Source organism: Ensifer sp. EB106-05-01-XG146, from assembly GCF_058791875.1.
In genome coordinates, this window is the sequence record NZ_JBYTDX010000002.1 from 1,563,936 (window position 1) to 1,577,875 (window position 13,940).

General features: G+C 63.9%; 9 protein-coding genes. 8 read left to right on the forward strand and 1 reads right to left on the reverse strand.

Features of this window, described 5'->3' with window-relative positions; all coding sequences use genetic code 11:
• Window positions 1-99: 99 nt before the first annotated feature.
• The gene (locus AC3WVQ_RS27250) at window positions 100-3,720 is read right to left on the reverse strand and encodes a hydantoinase B/oxoprolinase family protein (protein ID WP_492383261.1); all 3,621 of its coding nucleotides are present in this window, start codon (window positions 3,718-3,720) and stop codon (window positions 100-102) included.
• Window positions 3,721-3,841: 121 nt separating this feature from the next.
• Here AC3WVQ_RS27250 and AC3WVQ_RS27255 point away from each other — a divergent pair, with 121 nt between their 5' ends.
• The 8 genes from AC3WVQ_RS27255 (at window position 3,842) to AC3WVQ_RS27290 (ending at window position 13,756) form a co-directional block, all read left to right on the forward strand.
• A complete protein-coding gene (locus AC3WVQ_RS27255; protein ID WP_043622645.1) occupies window positions 3,842-4,426 on the forward strand; it encodes a winged helix DNA-binding protein in 585 nt (194 codons plus the stop codon).
• Between the two features lie 13 nt (window positions 4,427-4,439).
• Window positions 4,440-6,272, forward strand: coding sequence for an ABC transporter ATP-binding protein (locus AC3WVQ_RS27260; RefSeq protein ID WP_034805626.1), 1,833 nt, complete (start codon window positions 4,440-4,442; stop codon window positions 6,270-6,272).
• A 90-nt stretch (window positions 6,273-6,362) separates the two neighbouring features.
• Window positions 6,363-7,850, forward strand: coding sequence for an ABC transporter substrate-binding protein (locus AC3WVQ_RS27265; protein WP_370689612.1), 1,488 nt, complete (start codon window positions 6,363-6,365; stop codon window positions 7,848-7,850).
• 63 nt (window positions 7,851-7,913) lie between these two features.
• Window positions 7,914-8,837 (forward strand): ABC transporter permease, encoded by a 924-nt coding sequence (locus AC3WVQ_RS27270; protein ID WP_060581038.1) that lies wholly within the window; start codon window positions 7,914-7,916, stop codon window positions 8,835-8,837.
• Window positions 8,838-8,841: 4 nt separating this feature from the next.
• Window positions 8,842-9,696 carry an ABC transporter permease gene (locus tag AC3WVQ_RS27275; protein ID WP_060644790.1) on the forward strand — a complete coding sequence of 285 codons (855 nt, stop codon included), beginning with the start codon at window positions 8,842-8,844 and terminating at the stop codon, window positions 9,694-9,696.
• Window positions 9,693-11,432, forward strand: coding sequence for a M14 family metallopeptidase (locus AC3WVQ_RS27280; RefSeq protein WP_060581040.1), 1,740 nt, complete (start codon window positions 9,693-9,695; stop codon window positions 11,430-11,432). The genes AC3WVQ_RS27275 and AC3WVQ_RS27280 overlap by 4 nt, the downstream gene beginning before the upstream one ends.
• Window positions 11,433-11,747: 315 nt before the next feature.
• Window positions 11,748-12,422, forward strand: a complete 675-nt coding sequence (locus tag AC3WVQ_RS27285) for a response regulator transcription factor (protein WP_060521968.1) — start codon at window positions 11,748-11,750, stop codon at window positions 12,420-12,422.
• Complete coding sequence (locus AC3WVQ_RS27290) at window positions 12,419-13,756, forward strand: sensor histidine kinase (RefSeq protein WP_060581041.1); 1,338 nt, start codon at window positions 12,419-12,421, stop codon at window positions 13,754-13,756. The genes AC3WVQ_RS27285 and AC3WVQ_RS27290 overlap by 4 nt, the downstream gene beginning before the upstream one ends.
• Window positions 13,757-13,940 lie beyond the last annotated feature (184 nt).

The following is a 13,940-nucleotide window of genomic DNA, read 5'->3' on the forward strand; positions in this document are numbered from 1 at the left end:
ATAGTTGTTGTGCATATGCCGGAACGAAAAACGGGCGGACGATCGCTCGCCCGCCCGCAGACCACCGCAGCAGTCTTGGGAGATTTCAGTCTTTCCGGCCTATGACCGGCCGTATCCACCGCCGGTCGGCGTCACGACGGTAAAGGCTTCGCCAGCTTCGAGAACCGTATGGGCGCAGCCCGACAGTTCCTCCGTCCGGCCGTCATTGCGGCGCACGAGGTTGCGGCCGAGTTCACCCGGGCTGCCGCCCTTGATGCCGAAGGGTGCGACGCGGCGATGGCCGGAGAGGATCGCGAAGTCGAGCGTTTCCCGCGCCCGGATCGTGCGCTTCGTGCCGTTTCCGGCGTGCCACTGGCCGCGGCCACCGGAACCGACGCGAATGTGGAAGTCTTCGAGCACCACCGGGAAGCGGGTTTCGAGGATTTCCGGATCGGTGAGCCGCGAGTTGGTCATGTGCGTATGAACCGCATCGGCACCGTTGTAGCCGGGACCCGCCGGCGCGCCGGAGCAGATCGTCTCGTAATACTGATAATTGTCGTTGCCGAAGGTCAGGTTGTTCATCGTCCCTTGCGCGCCGGCCTGGCTCTGGACCGCGCCGAACAGGCAGTTCGTCACGGCCTGGCTGACCTCGACGTTGCCGGCAACGACGGCCGCCGGATAGCGCGGCGTCAGCATCGTACCCTCGGGGATGACGATGTGGATCGGCCGCAGGCACCCGGCATTCATCGGAATGTCGGCCTCGACCAGCACGCGGAAGACATAGAGTACGGCGGCGCGGGTGACAGGCGCCGGCGCATTGAAGTTGTCGCCGCGCTGCTCCGACGTGCCGGTGAAATCGACGGTCGCCTCGCGCTTGTCGCGGTCGACCGTGATCTTGACGACGATGCTGCAGCCCTGGTCCATCTCGTAGGAGAATTCGCCGTCTGGCAACTGGTCAAGCACACGGCGCACGCTCTCAGCAGCATTGTCCTGGACGTGGCCCATATAGGCCTCGACCACGTCTTCGCCGAACTGGGCGATCATCTTCTTGAGTTCGGCGACGCCCTTTTCGTTGGCCGCCACTTGAGCCTTCAGGTCGTTGACGTTCTGAAGGATGTTGCGCACCGGATAGCGCGCGCCATTCAGAAGCGCTTCAAGCTCGGCCTCGCAGAAGCGACCTGCATCGATGAGCTTGAAGTTGTCGATGTAGACGCCCTCCTCCTCGATGTTGGTGGCAAGCGGTGACATCGAGCCCGGCGAAATGCCGCCGATATCCGCATGGTGGCCGCGGCTGGCGACCCAGAAGCGGATCTCGCGTCCGGCGTCGTCGAAGACGGGCGTGCAGACGGTGAGGTCAGGCAGGTGCGTGCCGCCGTTATAGGGCGCGTTGATCAGGAACACGTCGCCGGGCTTGATCACCGGGTTCTCGCGGATCGCGGTTGCGACCGAGGCGTCCATGGAACCCAGATGCACCGGCATGTGCGGCGCATTGGCGACGAGGTTGCCGCGGTTGTCGAAGACGGCGCAGGAGAAGTCGAGCCGCTCCTTGATGTTGACCGAATAGGCGGTGTTCTGCAGCGTCACGCCCATCTGCTCGGCGATCGACATGAAGAGATTGTTGAAGATCTCCAGCATGACCGGATCGGCATGGGTACCGATCGCGCTCTGCTGCTGCAGCGCCTTCACGCGGCGCAGCACGATATGGTCTTTCGCCGTCAGTTCCGCCTGCCAGCCGTCCTCGACGACGACGGTCTGGTTCGGTTCGATGATGATCGCCGGACCGTCGAGCCGCTGGCCGGGGCTGAGTTCGGCGCGCAGCAGGACCGGCGCATCGTGGAACTGGCCTTGCGAATAGAACTGAGTGCGGCGTGAAACGTCGGGCGTGCCCGAGGTGACGGATGCGCCTTCGCGCTCCATCTGGGCAGCACCGCCGCCGACCGTCTCGACTTCGACGGCGTCGATCACCAGCGCCTTGTTGTCGGCGACGAAGCCGAAGCGGCGCTTGTGCAGCTCTTCGAACTCGGCGCGCAGGCGGGCGATGTCGTCATGCGCCGGGAAGGTCGCGTCGACCGCAAGCACCGTGTCGGTGCCGGCATAGCGGATATGGGCGCGCAGATGGGTGCGAATCTCGTCGCGGGCAATTCCTTGTGCTTCCAGTTCGCCGAGGCAATCGACTTCCAGCTCGGCGCCCAGCGTGCTGAGGGCTGCCGGCGCCTTGTCGTCGAGCGCGACGCCGAGCGCCTTCTGGCGAGTCGAGCGGATATCGGCAAGTCCCATGCCATAGGCCGAAAGCAGGCCGGACATCGGATGCACGAGAATGCTCTTCATGCCGAGCTGGTCGGCAACGAGGCACGCGTGCTGGCCGCCGGCGCCGCCGAAGCAGCTCAGCGCATAGCGCGTCACGTCATAACCGCGCTGCACGGAAATCTTCTTGATCGCCTCGACCATGTTGGCAACGGCGATGCGGATGAAGCCGTCGGCCACATCCTCGGGGCTGCGGCCATCGCCGATCTCGGTCGCCATGGCAACAAAACGGCCGCGCACGGTCTCGACGTCGAGACGTTCGTCCTGGTTCGGACCGAACAGCGCCGGGAAGAAATCCGGCATCAGCTTGCCGAGCATGACATTCGCATCGGTGACAGCAAGCGGACCGCCATTGCGGTAGCAGGCGGGGCCCGGGTTGGCGCCGGCCGAATCCGGGCCGACGCGGAAACGTTCGCCGTCGAAGTGCAGGATCGATCCGCCGCCGGCGGCAACCGTGTGGATCAGCATCATCGGTGCGCGCACGCGCACGCCTGCAACTTCGGTCTCGAACGCCCGCTCATATTCACCATCGAAATGGGCGACGTCGGTCGAGGTACCACCCATGTCAAAGCCGATGACGCGATCGAAGCCCGCGGCTTCGCCGGTCTTGGCGAGGCCGACGACACCGCCGGCCGGGCCGGAGAGGATCGCATCCTTGCCCTGGAACATTTCAGCCGCCGTCAGGCCGCCGGAGGACATCATGAACATGACGCGTGCGCCGGTACGGGCAATATCGAGTTCGCCGGAGACCTGGGCGACGTAGCGGCGCAGAACCGGGGAGAGATAGGCGTCGATGACGGTGGTATCACCGCGGCCGACATATTTGATCAGCGGCGAGACTTCGTGGCTGACGGAGACCTGCTCGAAGCCGAGTTCGCGGGCGATGCGGGCAACGGCCGCCTCGTGCTCCGGATACTTGTAGGCATGCATGAAGACGATGGCGACGGCCTTGTAGCCCTTGCCCTTCAGGTCTTCGAGGGCAAAGCGCGCCTTCGCCTCGTCGAGCGGCTGCTCGACAATACCGTCGGCCAGCACGCGCTCGTCGAGTTCGACGATATCCTGGTAGAGCGCTTCCGGCTTGATGATTTCGGTCGCGAAGATCTTCTTGCGTTCCTGGTAGCCGATCTTCAGCGCATCGCGAAAGCCCTTGGTCGTCACGAGAGCCAGGGGCTCGCCCTTGCGCTCGAGCAGCGCGTTGGTGGCGACCGTCGTGCCCATGCGCACTTCGCCGATGAGGCCGGTCGGGATCGGTGCACCGGTCGCAAGGCCGAGATGCAGGCGGATGCCTTGCACAGCGGCGTCGCGATAGGCTTCCGGATTTTCGGACAGCACCTTGCGGGCATGCAGGTTCCCGCGCGGGTCGCGACCGATGACATCGGTGAAGGTGCCGCCACGGTCGATCCAGAAGTCCCAGCTGCCGGTTTCGCGTGCGCTCATTGTCCATCCCTCTCATTCGCGAGCCGCTTCATTGTGCAAGCCCGGAAATTCATCAAAGCAGTTCGTTGACAAAATGTCGATAAAATGATGACATAAAATCGTCAAGATGAGGAAGAGCTGAATGACGAAGAAGTCGGAGGATAGCTTCGAAGGACGGGAATGGGCCGAAAATGCCCTGCCCGAACATCTAAAGCCGGTCGCGGCCATCGGCCCGATCGTTTCCTCCGCGCACCTTGCTGAAGGCGGCTCTCCCGGCCTCTCCGAGGTCGAATACGGGTTGATCCTCGCGTCGCATGCCTTTCACCGCTGGATGATGCGCTGCATGGCGGCCGCCGGCGTACCCGGTCTTTCCCCGATCGAGATCCTGATCCTGCACACGATCCGCCACCGCGATCGCGGCAAGAAACTCGCCGACATCTGTCTCGTGCTCGACATCGAGGACACCCATGTCGCGACCTATGCCATCCGCAAGCTCGAAGCCGCAGGCCTCGTGACGACGGGCAAGGAAGGCAAGGAAAAGACCATCCTCATCACCGACAAGGGGTCGGACGCCTGCACGCGCTACGCAAAAATTCGCGAGCGGCTGCTGGTCTCCTCCACCGCCAAAGCGCGTCCTTCCGAGGAGACGCTTTCCGAGATCGCCGCCGTCCTGCGTTTCATGTCGGGCGCCTATGAACAGTCCGCGCGCGCCGCGACCACATTGTAACAAGGAAGACCGCGTGACCGTCGATACGCCTGCGCCCCTGCTCGCCGTTGAGAAGCTTTCCGTCGCCTTCAACGGCAATCCTGTCGTCGAAGACCTGAGCTTCACGGTGACGCCCGGCCGGACGCTCGCAATCGTCGGCGAATCCGGCTCCGGCAAATCGGTGACGTCGCTGTCGATCATGCGGCTCTCGGACATGATGGGCGGCCAGTTTCCGACCGGCCGCATCCTGTTTCGCGGCAAGGACGGCGAAATCGATCTGACGAGCGCCCCGCAGAAGACCATGCGCGCGATCCGCGGCAAGGAGATCGCCATGATCTTCCAGGAGCCGATGACGTCCTTGAACCCGGTCTTTACCATCGGCGACCAGGTCGCCGAAGTGTTGATGCTGCACGAGAAGATGACCAAGGCCGAAGCGCTCGTCGAGACGCGCCGCCTGCTCGACATGGTGCGCCTTCCTGATTCTGCAGAACTGATCGGCCGCTATCCGCACCAGCTTTCCGGCGGCATGCGCCAGCGCGTCATGATCGCCATGGCGCTTGCCTGCCGGCCGAAACTGCTGATCGCCGACGAGCCGACGACGGCGCTCGACGTCACCATCCAGGCGCAGATCCTGACGATCATCCGCGACCTCCAGAAAGAACTCGGCATGGCGGTGATCTTCATCACCCATGACATGGGTGTCGTCGCCGAAATGGCCGACGACGTCGTCGTCATGTGGAAGGGCCGCAAGGTCGAGGAAGGTCCGGTCGGCGAGATCTTCGCAAGCCCCAAGCACCCCTATACCCAGACGCTGCTTTCCGCCGTGCCGAAACTCGGCAGCATGACCGGCGAGGAATTCCCGAAGCGCCTGCCTCTGACCATGATGATCGACGGCGAACCGAAGCGCGTCGGCGAAACCCATATCCAGCGCACCGCCCGCTACGACGCGGCACCGATCCTTTCGGTGCGTGATCTCGTCACCCGCTTCGACGTGCGCAAGAACCTTTTCGGCAAGGCGACGCACCGCGTGCACGCCATCGAAAACGTCAGCTTCGACATTTTCCCGGGTGAAACGCTGGCGCTGGTCGGCGAGAGCGGCTCGGGCAAGTCGACGATCGGTCGCACGATCCAGCAACTGCAGAACGCAACCTCGGGCGAGATCCTCTTTGGCGGTCGCCCGGTCTCGGCCATGAGCTATGCCGAGCGGCAGCGGCTGAAGCAGGAAATCCAGTACATCTTCCAGGATCCCTTCGCCTCGCTCGACCCGCGCAAGACCGTGGGCTTCTCGATCGCCGAACCTATCCGCACCCACGGCCTGATCCTCGGTGAAAAGGACATCGAAAAGCGCGTGCATGAATTGCTGGAGCGCGTCGGACTGACGCCCGCGCACGCCAAGCGTTACCCGCACGAATTCTCCGGCGGCCAGCGCCAGCGCGTCTGCATTGCGCGTGCGCTCGCCTCCCGTCCCAAGCTGATCATCGCCGACGAGGCGCTCTCGGCTCTCGACGTCTCGATCCAGGCGCAGATCATCAACCTGTTCATGGAGCTGCAGGAACAGGAGGGTCTCGCCTATCTCTTCATCAGCCATGACATGGCGGTGGTCGAACGCATGAGCCACCGCGTCGCCGTGCTCTATCTCGGCCAGGTCATGGAGTTCGGCAGCCGCCAGCAGGTCTTCGAGACGCCGTCCCATCCCTATACTCGCCGGCTGCTTTCCGCGGTGCCCGTCGCCGAGCCCGGCAAGGGTCGCGAGCGCGCCATGCTGGAGGGCGAGATCCCGAGCCCGATCCGCCGCGTCGGCGACGAACCCGCGGTGCTGCCGCGCAAAGAAATCGCCCCTGGCCATTACGTGGCCAAGGGTGCGTGAGCCGCTTTCTCTTCTCAGGAAGGCTGTCGAAACAGGAGTGAGTAAATGATCAACAAAAAGGGGATCCACGCCGCTTTCATCGCCCTTGCGATGGCGGGTAGTTTCATGACCGCAGCCCCGGCCTTTGCCGCCGGCACGCTGACGGTATCTTCGCCGCAGGATCCGGGAAGCTGGGACCCGGTCGACACCTTCCTCGTCAACTGGGCGTCGGTTGCCACCAACATCTATGACGGCCTGACCTATCGCGGTCCGGATCTGAAGCTCGTGCCCGGCCTTGCTACTGCTTGGGAAGAGCTCGACGGCGGCAAGCGCCTGCGCTTCACGCTGCGCGAGGGCGTCAAGTTCCACAACGGTGAGCCCTTCAATGCAGAAGCAGTGAAGTTCACCTTCGACCGCCTGCTCGGCGAAGAAGGCTCCAAGGGTCCGCAGAAGTCCAACTATGCCGTGATCGAAAAGGTCGAGATCGTCGACGAAAAGACAGTCGACCTCGTCCTGAAGACGCCGGATCCGGTGCTTCTCACCAAGCTCGCCGGCTATGGCGCGATGATCGTGCCGCCGAAGTACATCCAGGAAAAGGGTGAGGACTACTTCAACGCCCATCCTGTTGGCACCGGCCCGTTCAAGTTCGTCTCCTACGAGCCGAAGGTCGGCATCAAGCTCGAAGCCTTCGCAGATCATTGGGGCGGCGCGCCGAAGCTTTCCAACCTCAACTACCGCTTCATTTCGGAGCCGGCGACCGCCGTTGCCGAGCTGCAGGCCGGCCGCGTCGATCTCGTCATCCCGCCGACCATTCCGATCGGCATGATCCCGACGATCCAGGGCGATAGCAATCTGGAGATCGTCTCCAGCGCCGGCCCGACGGTCTACGCGCTGCGATTCAACACGCGCGACGGCATCACCAAGGATCCGAAGGTCCGCAAGGCGCTGATCCTCGGCGTCGACCGCGACACCATCATCCAGTCGATCCTCGCCGGCCAGGCGGATCCGATCGCCAGTTTCCAGGGCAAGCTCTCCTTCGGCTTCGACCCGGCGATGAAGCCGCTGCCGTACGATCCGGAACAGGCAAAAGCGCTTCTGAAGGAAGCCGGCGTTGCGCCGGGCGCTTCCGTGCAGATCGACGTTCGCGGTAACGACGCGACCTTCAACGAGGTCGTGCAGGCTATCGCAAGCTACCTGCAGCTGATCGGCATCAACGCGACGATCAAGCCCTATGAAACCAACGTTCTCTTGAACGACATCATCCCGGCCGGCAAGACCGGCGCGCTGTTCCAGCAGTCCTGGGGCGGCTGGACGCTCGACTACGACAACACCGCCTACTCGATGTACCACTCGGGCGAAAAGTGGAACCCGTACGACAAGGACGCGGAACTCGACAAGCTGCTCGAATCGCAGCGTTCGATCACCGACCAGGCAAAGCGCGAGGAGATCCTCAAGCAGATCGCCAACTACGCCGCAGACCGTTCGCTCGAAATGCCGCTCTATAACCTCAACGCCATCTTCGGCGTGAGCAAGCGCGTCAAGAACTTCACGCCGGTGCCGGATAGCCGCCTGCGGCTGACGGACGTGACGGTCGAGTAATACAGGCCGGTCCGTCGCCTCACGCTTGAGGCGGCGGACCATTTTTCCAAAAGGGCGGGTCACTTGGCCGGATTTCTGATCAAACGTTTTCTGCAGGCGGTCTTCGTCGTGTTCGTCGTGACACTGACCGTCTCCTATGCCATCCGGTTCACCGGTGACCCCGCGCTAATGCTGGCGCAGGGCGCTGGCAGCGTCACCGAGGCCGACCTCGTGCGCATCCGCGAGGGGCTCGGCCTCAACCAGCCGTTCCTGGCGCAATATGCCGATTTCATCACGGGCATGTTCAGGCTCGATTTCGGCCGCTCCTTCATGGGCGGTACGCCTGTTTCGCAGCTGATCGCCTCTGCGCTGCCGGCGACCATGCTGCTCGCCTTCGCCTCGCTGATGGTCTCGATCGCGATTTCCATTCCGCTCGGCATCCGCGCCGCCGTCGCCCGCGGCAAGTGGGCCGACCAGACAATCCGCATTCTGTCGCTCGTTGGGCTTTCCTTCCCGAACTTCTGGCTTGCGATCATGCTGGTCCTGTTGTTCTCGATCGTCCTCAAATGGCTGCCGCCAAGCGGCATGGACGGTTTTGCAAGCTTCATCATGCCGGCGCTGACCATGGGCATCATCCTGACGGCGACCAATGTGCGCCTGGTGCGCACCGCGATGCTGGAAACCTTGCAGTCGCAATACATCATGGTCGCGCGCGCCAAGGGCCTCAGCGAAAGCAAAGTGCTCTACAAGCACGCACTTCGTAACTGCGCGATCCCGCTGATCACCTATTTCGGCCTGCAGTTCGGCGGCCTGCTCGGCGGCATCGTCGTCGTCGAGCTGGTGTTCAACTGGCCGGGCATGGGCACGCTCGCCTTCGACGCGGTCGCCTCACGCGATTACCCCGTGCTTCAGGCGGTCATAACCGTGCTTTCGCTAATGATCGTGTTCGTCAATCTTCTGGTCGACATCGCCTATGGCCTCGTCGATCCGCGCATCCGGACGGAGTGAGCCGATGTCGTCAAAGGCTTCCAGCACCCGCTTCGCCCGCTTCCGCAACCTCGAATTCATCCTCGGAGCGCTGCTCACCGGGGGCATCTGCCTCGCCGTTCTCTTCTCTGGCGTGCTCTTTCCCGGCGGCGTCGACAAGATCGACCTGATGGCGCGGCTGACGCCGCCCTTCGTCAATTGGGCCCATCCGCTCGGCACCGACCCGCTTGGCCGCGACGTGCTGGCTCGCGTGGTTGCCGGCGGCAAGATCTCGCTGCTCGTCGGCCTGACGTCGGTTGCCGGCGCCGTCGTCGTCGGCGTGGTCATGGGGCTTGTCTCCGGCTACTATCGCGGCTTCTGGGACATGCTCGTCATGCGCTTTGCCGATGTGCAGCTGGCGCTCCCCTTCATCCTGCTGGCGATCACCTTCATCGCCATCGTCGGCGGCGGGCTCGGCAATACCATCATCCTGCTGATCGTCTCGCAGTGGGTGCAATATGCGCGTCTCGTGCGCGGCTCGGTCCTGTCTCTGCGCGAGCGCGAGTTCATCCAGTCGGCCCGAGCCATCGGCGTTCGCGATTACAGGATCCTGTTCCAGCACCTGTTGCCGAACCTGATCGGCCCGGTGATCGTGCTGATGACGCTCAACGTCGCCAACAACATCCTGCTCGAAAGCAGCCTCACCTTCCTCGGCCTCGGCGTCGATCCGCTGATCCCGAGCTGGGGCGGCATGCTGGCCGACGGCCGCACCTACCTGCAGAACGCCTGGTGGGTCAGCGTCTTCCCGGGCCTTGCGATCCTGCTCACCGTTCTCGGCCTCAATCTTCTCGGCGACTGGCTGCGTGACAGCCTCGACCCAACCGGTAGAACTTCACGATGACGACGATTTTCGAAGGCGCCTTCGAGCGCACCCTCGACACGCTTCTGACCACCTACGGCAAGGAGGCCGCCCGCGGAACCAAGCTCGAAGCCTGGCTGTTCGACGATGCCGCCAGCCGTAAGGCCGCCGAACAGAAACTGGCAAGCTTCGGCGTCAAGGCGGCGCTCAGGAGCGCCTACAAGCCGCTGCTGCATTTCTTCCTGGAAGAAGTGGATCGCGCAGCCCTCGCAAGCGTCGTCGTCCGCTATCCCCAGCATGAGGGCGCGCCTCAGAACCGTTTCCTGCTCGAAGCCTATCCGCTCGCAGCCCTCGTCGGCGATGCCGAGATCCGCTTCGAGGCCGGCAGCGCCAAGGCATTCACCTATGATGTCGCGCTGACCTTCCGTGACGGGCGCCAGGAAAACCACGCCGTATTCGCACCGAACCGCATCCACACCGATTTCATCGGCGAGACGCTTTTGTCGCCGACCGGCTGGATCCGCCTCGACGAGGGCTGCGACAAGCATCGCGAATGCCACCTCGATACCGACTATGAGCGGCTTTTTGCCGGCACGATGCAGGCGATCTCCGATCATGCCTGGGGTGACAGCGAGCCCTATTTCGAAGAGCTCAACATCCGCGTGACCCTGCCGATCACCGACTTCCGCCTGCCCGTCGGCGAGGAAGTCATCAGCCTTCGCGAAGCGCTGCACGAGGACTTCTATTTCTCGCTGCTCGAAGTCTTCCAGAAGAAGTCCGGTCGCCCGCTCGGCGACCGCGGCCTGAAGCCCGGCCAGATCGTGCCGGAGATCGTCTTCGGCGTCGGCAAGCCCACCGTCGTCGTCAAGGCGCGGCCGCTGCAGGCGACGGATGTCGAAGGCGAAACCCTGCCGCTCGACACCGCCGAGGCACCGCTGGCGGTGGCGCAGATCCATGCCGAACTCGCCGCGATCGACGGCCAGCCCTTCGAGGCCAGGTCGCGTGCCGGCCGGCCGGTGAAGGCCCGCTATCACAAGGGAAGCGATGCGCCGGTCATGATCAGCGGCGGACAGCATCCGAACGAGACGACCGGCATCGTCGGCGTGCTCCGCGCCGCCCAGGCGCTCGCCGCCCGCACCGGTAGCCACTTCACCATCTCGCCGCTCGAAAACCCCGACGGCTATGCCGTGCACCAGCGGCTGCGCGTCGACAACCCGCTGCACATGCACCATGCCGCCCGCTACACCGCCCTTGGCGACGATCTCGAATACCGCACCGGTGCAGCACTCAACGAGCGCGAGATCCGTAAGGAGGCCGAGCGGCTGACCGGCGCGCAGCTGCACGTCAACCTGCACGGCTATCCCTCGCATGAGTGGACGCGGCCGCTTTCGGGCTACGTGCCGCGCGGTTTTGCCATGTGGACCCTGCCCAAGGGCTTCTTCCTGATCATGCGCCACCACGCCGAATGGGAAGCGCGCGCCGAACAGCTGATCGCGGAAGTCACCGAGCGGCTTGCGGCCGTTCCGGGCCTGCTCGCCTACAACGACGCCCAGATCGCGCTTTACGAGACGCATGCCGGCGAGACCGGTTTCCGCATCATCAACGGCTTCCCCTGCATGATCTCCGTCGACGACCGCCACACGGCACCGCTGACGCTGATCACCGAGTACCCGGATGAGACAATCTACGGCGATGCCTTCATTGCCGGCCATGAGGCTCAGAAGGAAACGGTGCTTGCGGCCTATGATGCGTTCCAGCGGATCATGGCCGTCGCCTGACCTCCGTCATTTGGCCGGTCCGTGCCGCTGCGTACCCTTGCGCAGCGACACATCGTTTGACGGTCTGCGCCTTGCGCGGCAGCGCCCGCCCGGCGCTGCCGCGCAAGGCGATTTTTGAAGGCTCTTGTCCGATCGCTCGCCCCGCAAATGCGCGGCTATTCTCTCCGTCCCATCCGAATACGGTAAGCCCCGGCCGCTCTGCATTGCCGGGCTCCCGTTCTCGCCGCTAGAAAGGCAGCGAAAGGCCGCAACGTTGTTGCAATCCTCGTCCACCAGACGTGAACGAGACACGCCTATCGGATTCGGAGATATTCAATGCGCCTGCTCCTTGTCGAGGATGAGCTGGAAATGGCGGCAGCACTCAGTGCCGCACTCAGCCGCTATGACATGATCCTCGACCATGCACCGTCGATCGACCATGCGATGGCGGCGCTGGCCAACCAGGTTCACGACGGCATCATCCTCGACCGGCAACTGCCCGACGGCGATGGCCTGTCGCTGATCCCGCGGGTGCGTGCGCTACGATCGGGAATCCCGGTAATCGTGCTGACGGCGCGCAGCGCCATCGACGAACGGGTCAGGGGGCTCGACATGGGCGCCGACGACTATCTCGCCAAGCCGTTCGCCGTGGAGGAATTGCTGGCGCGCATCCGTGCCCTGATGCGACGTTCACCTGATATTGCGCCGATCACCGCCCGCATCGGCCAGCTGATCTTCGATTTCGAGGGCAGGCAGGCTCGTGTCGACGGCCGGGTGCTGGACCTGCCGCGGCGGGAGCTGCTGGTGCTGGAGGCTTTGGCGCGCCGGCAGGGGCGCACGGTGCAGCGTTCGACTCTGGAGGAATCCGTCTATGGCTATGACGACGAGATCCAGTCCAATTCTCTCGACGCGCATGTTTCGCGGTTGCGCCGCAAGCTCTCGGAAACCGGTGCCGGCGTTGAAATTCACAGCATCCGCGGCGTTGGCTACCTTCTGAGACCCTCTCCATGACGAACGCTTCCACCAACTCGCTGAAGAAGCGTCTGATCTGGCAGATCCTGACCTTTCAGGTGCTGCTGTTGATGGCGGTCATCGCCGGCTTCATGGCCTTGCTGACGCGCGCCGATCTCGGCGGCAAGTTCCTCGACGCCGACGCCGCGTCGATCGCGGCCGGGGCAATCCGGCCGGATCCCGCCGGTGGACTGACGCTGGTTGAGACGCCGCAACTGCTTGCCATGCGGGCCGAGTCCGCCGATTTCTGGTTCGTCGCACGCAACGAACGCGGTGACATGATCCGCAGCGGACCGGTGCCGGACGCCTATCGCAGCATTGGCGAGCACCTCGACCGCATCGCCTTTGGCGATATGCGTGACAGCGTCGAGCCCTATACTCTCTCGTCGATCGTGCGCTCGGTAACCACGGACAACGGCACCTATACGGTGCTTGCCGGCGGAGGGCGGCTCTGGAGCGCGTCCTTCGCGGTGTTCATCCTGGCAAACCTTCTGCTTTTGCCGATCGTCTTGATCGTGGTGCTGATCCCGGCCTTCGCGATCCCGATCATCGTAAGGCGCGCCTTTGCCGGTCTTGCCGAAGTTGTCGACCAGGCAAAGACGATCGATGTCGAGCGCCGCGGTGCCCGGCTGCCCGATCATCGCATCCCCGGCGAAGTGCGACCGCTCGTTGAGGCGTTCAACGGCGCACTGCAGCGGCTCGATGAGGGGTACGAGCGCCGCCAGCGCTTTATCCTCGACGCGGCACACGAGCTTCGAACCCCGGTTGCGATCCTGCACACGCGCCTGGAAAGCATGGAGGCCGGCCCGCTCAGGAACCGCCTGCTGATCGATTCCAATCGCATTGCCGGGCTTGCCGAACAGTTGCTCGACCTCGAACGCATCGATCGCGACGGCACGGATTTCGGGCAGCTCGACCTGGTTTCGCTCTGCCGCGACGTGACGGCCGACCTCGCCCCGCTTGCGCTTTCGGCCGGCTGCGACCTTTCCTTCGCTCCGGGCACGGAGCGCGTCGTCGTGCGCGGCGATACCGGCGCCATCGAGCGGGCGGTCACCAACCTCGTGCGCAACGCCATCGAACACGCCGGCGGCCTGATCACGATCCGGGTGGAGCGCGGTGGCGTGATCGAGGTTACCGACGAAGGTCCCGGCATACCGGAGCGGGAACGGGCCCGGATCTTCGAGCCCTTCCATCGCCTGCAGCCGCGGGACCATGGCGCCGGCCTCGGCTTGCATCTGGTCAGCGAGATCATCGGCCGCCACAAGGGTCACATCTCGGTGGTCGATGATCCCAAGGGCGGCGCCTGCTTCCGCATCACCTTACCTGCCGGCTAGGATTTTCCTCAGTCGGCGTATGGTTAACAGTTAACTAACAACAAAATCAGCAACTTAGATAAGTTGCGCAATGTTGATGCAATCCGTGGGGCCGACAAAGGCCGTGTACCGTCCAAACATCGCCATCCCACCCCAAAGGTGAAGCGCGCATGGGAGGACGCAAGCGCCATCAAGGCGCGTTTCC

What these genes read in the sequence shown, in the direction of transcription:
- AC3WVQ_RS27265 (WP_370689612.1), top strand. Translation starts at nt 6,363, where the DNA reads ATGGCGGGTAGTTTCATGACCGCAGCCCCGGCCTTTGCCGCCGGCACG.
- AC3WVQ_RS27255 (WP_043622645.1), top strand. Translation starts at nt 3,842, where the DNA reads ATGACGAAGAAGTCGGAGGATAGCTTCGAAGGACGGGAATGGGCCGAA.
- AC3WVQ_RS27275 (WP_060644790.1), top strand. Translation starts at nt 8,842, where the DNA reads ATGTCGTCAAAGGCTTCCAGCACCCGCTTCGCCCGCTTCCGCAACCTC.
- AC3WVQ_RS27290 (WP_060581041.1), top strand. Translation starts at nt 12,419, where the DNA reads ATGACGAACGCTTCCACCAACTCGCTGAAGAAGCGTCTGATCTGGCAG.
- AC3WVQ_RS27285 (WP_060521968.1), top strand. Translation starts at nt 11,748, where the DNA reads ATGCGCCTGCTCCTTGTCGAGGATGAGCTGGAAATGGCGGCAGCACTC.
- AC3WVQ_RS27280 (WP_060581040.1), top strand. Translation starts at nt 9,693, where the DNA reads ATGACGACGATTTTCGAAGGCGCCTTCGAGCGCACCCTCGACACGCTT.
- AC3WVQ_RS27250 (WP_492383261.1), bottom strand. Translation starts at nt 3,720, where the DNA reads ATGAGCGCACGCGAAACCGGCAGCTGGGACTTCTGGATCGACCGTGGC.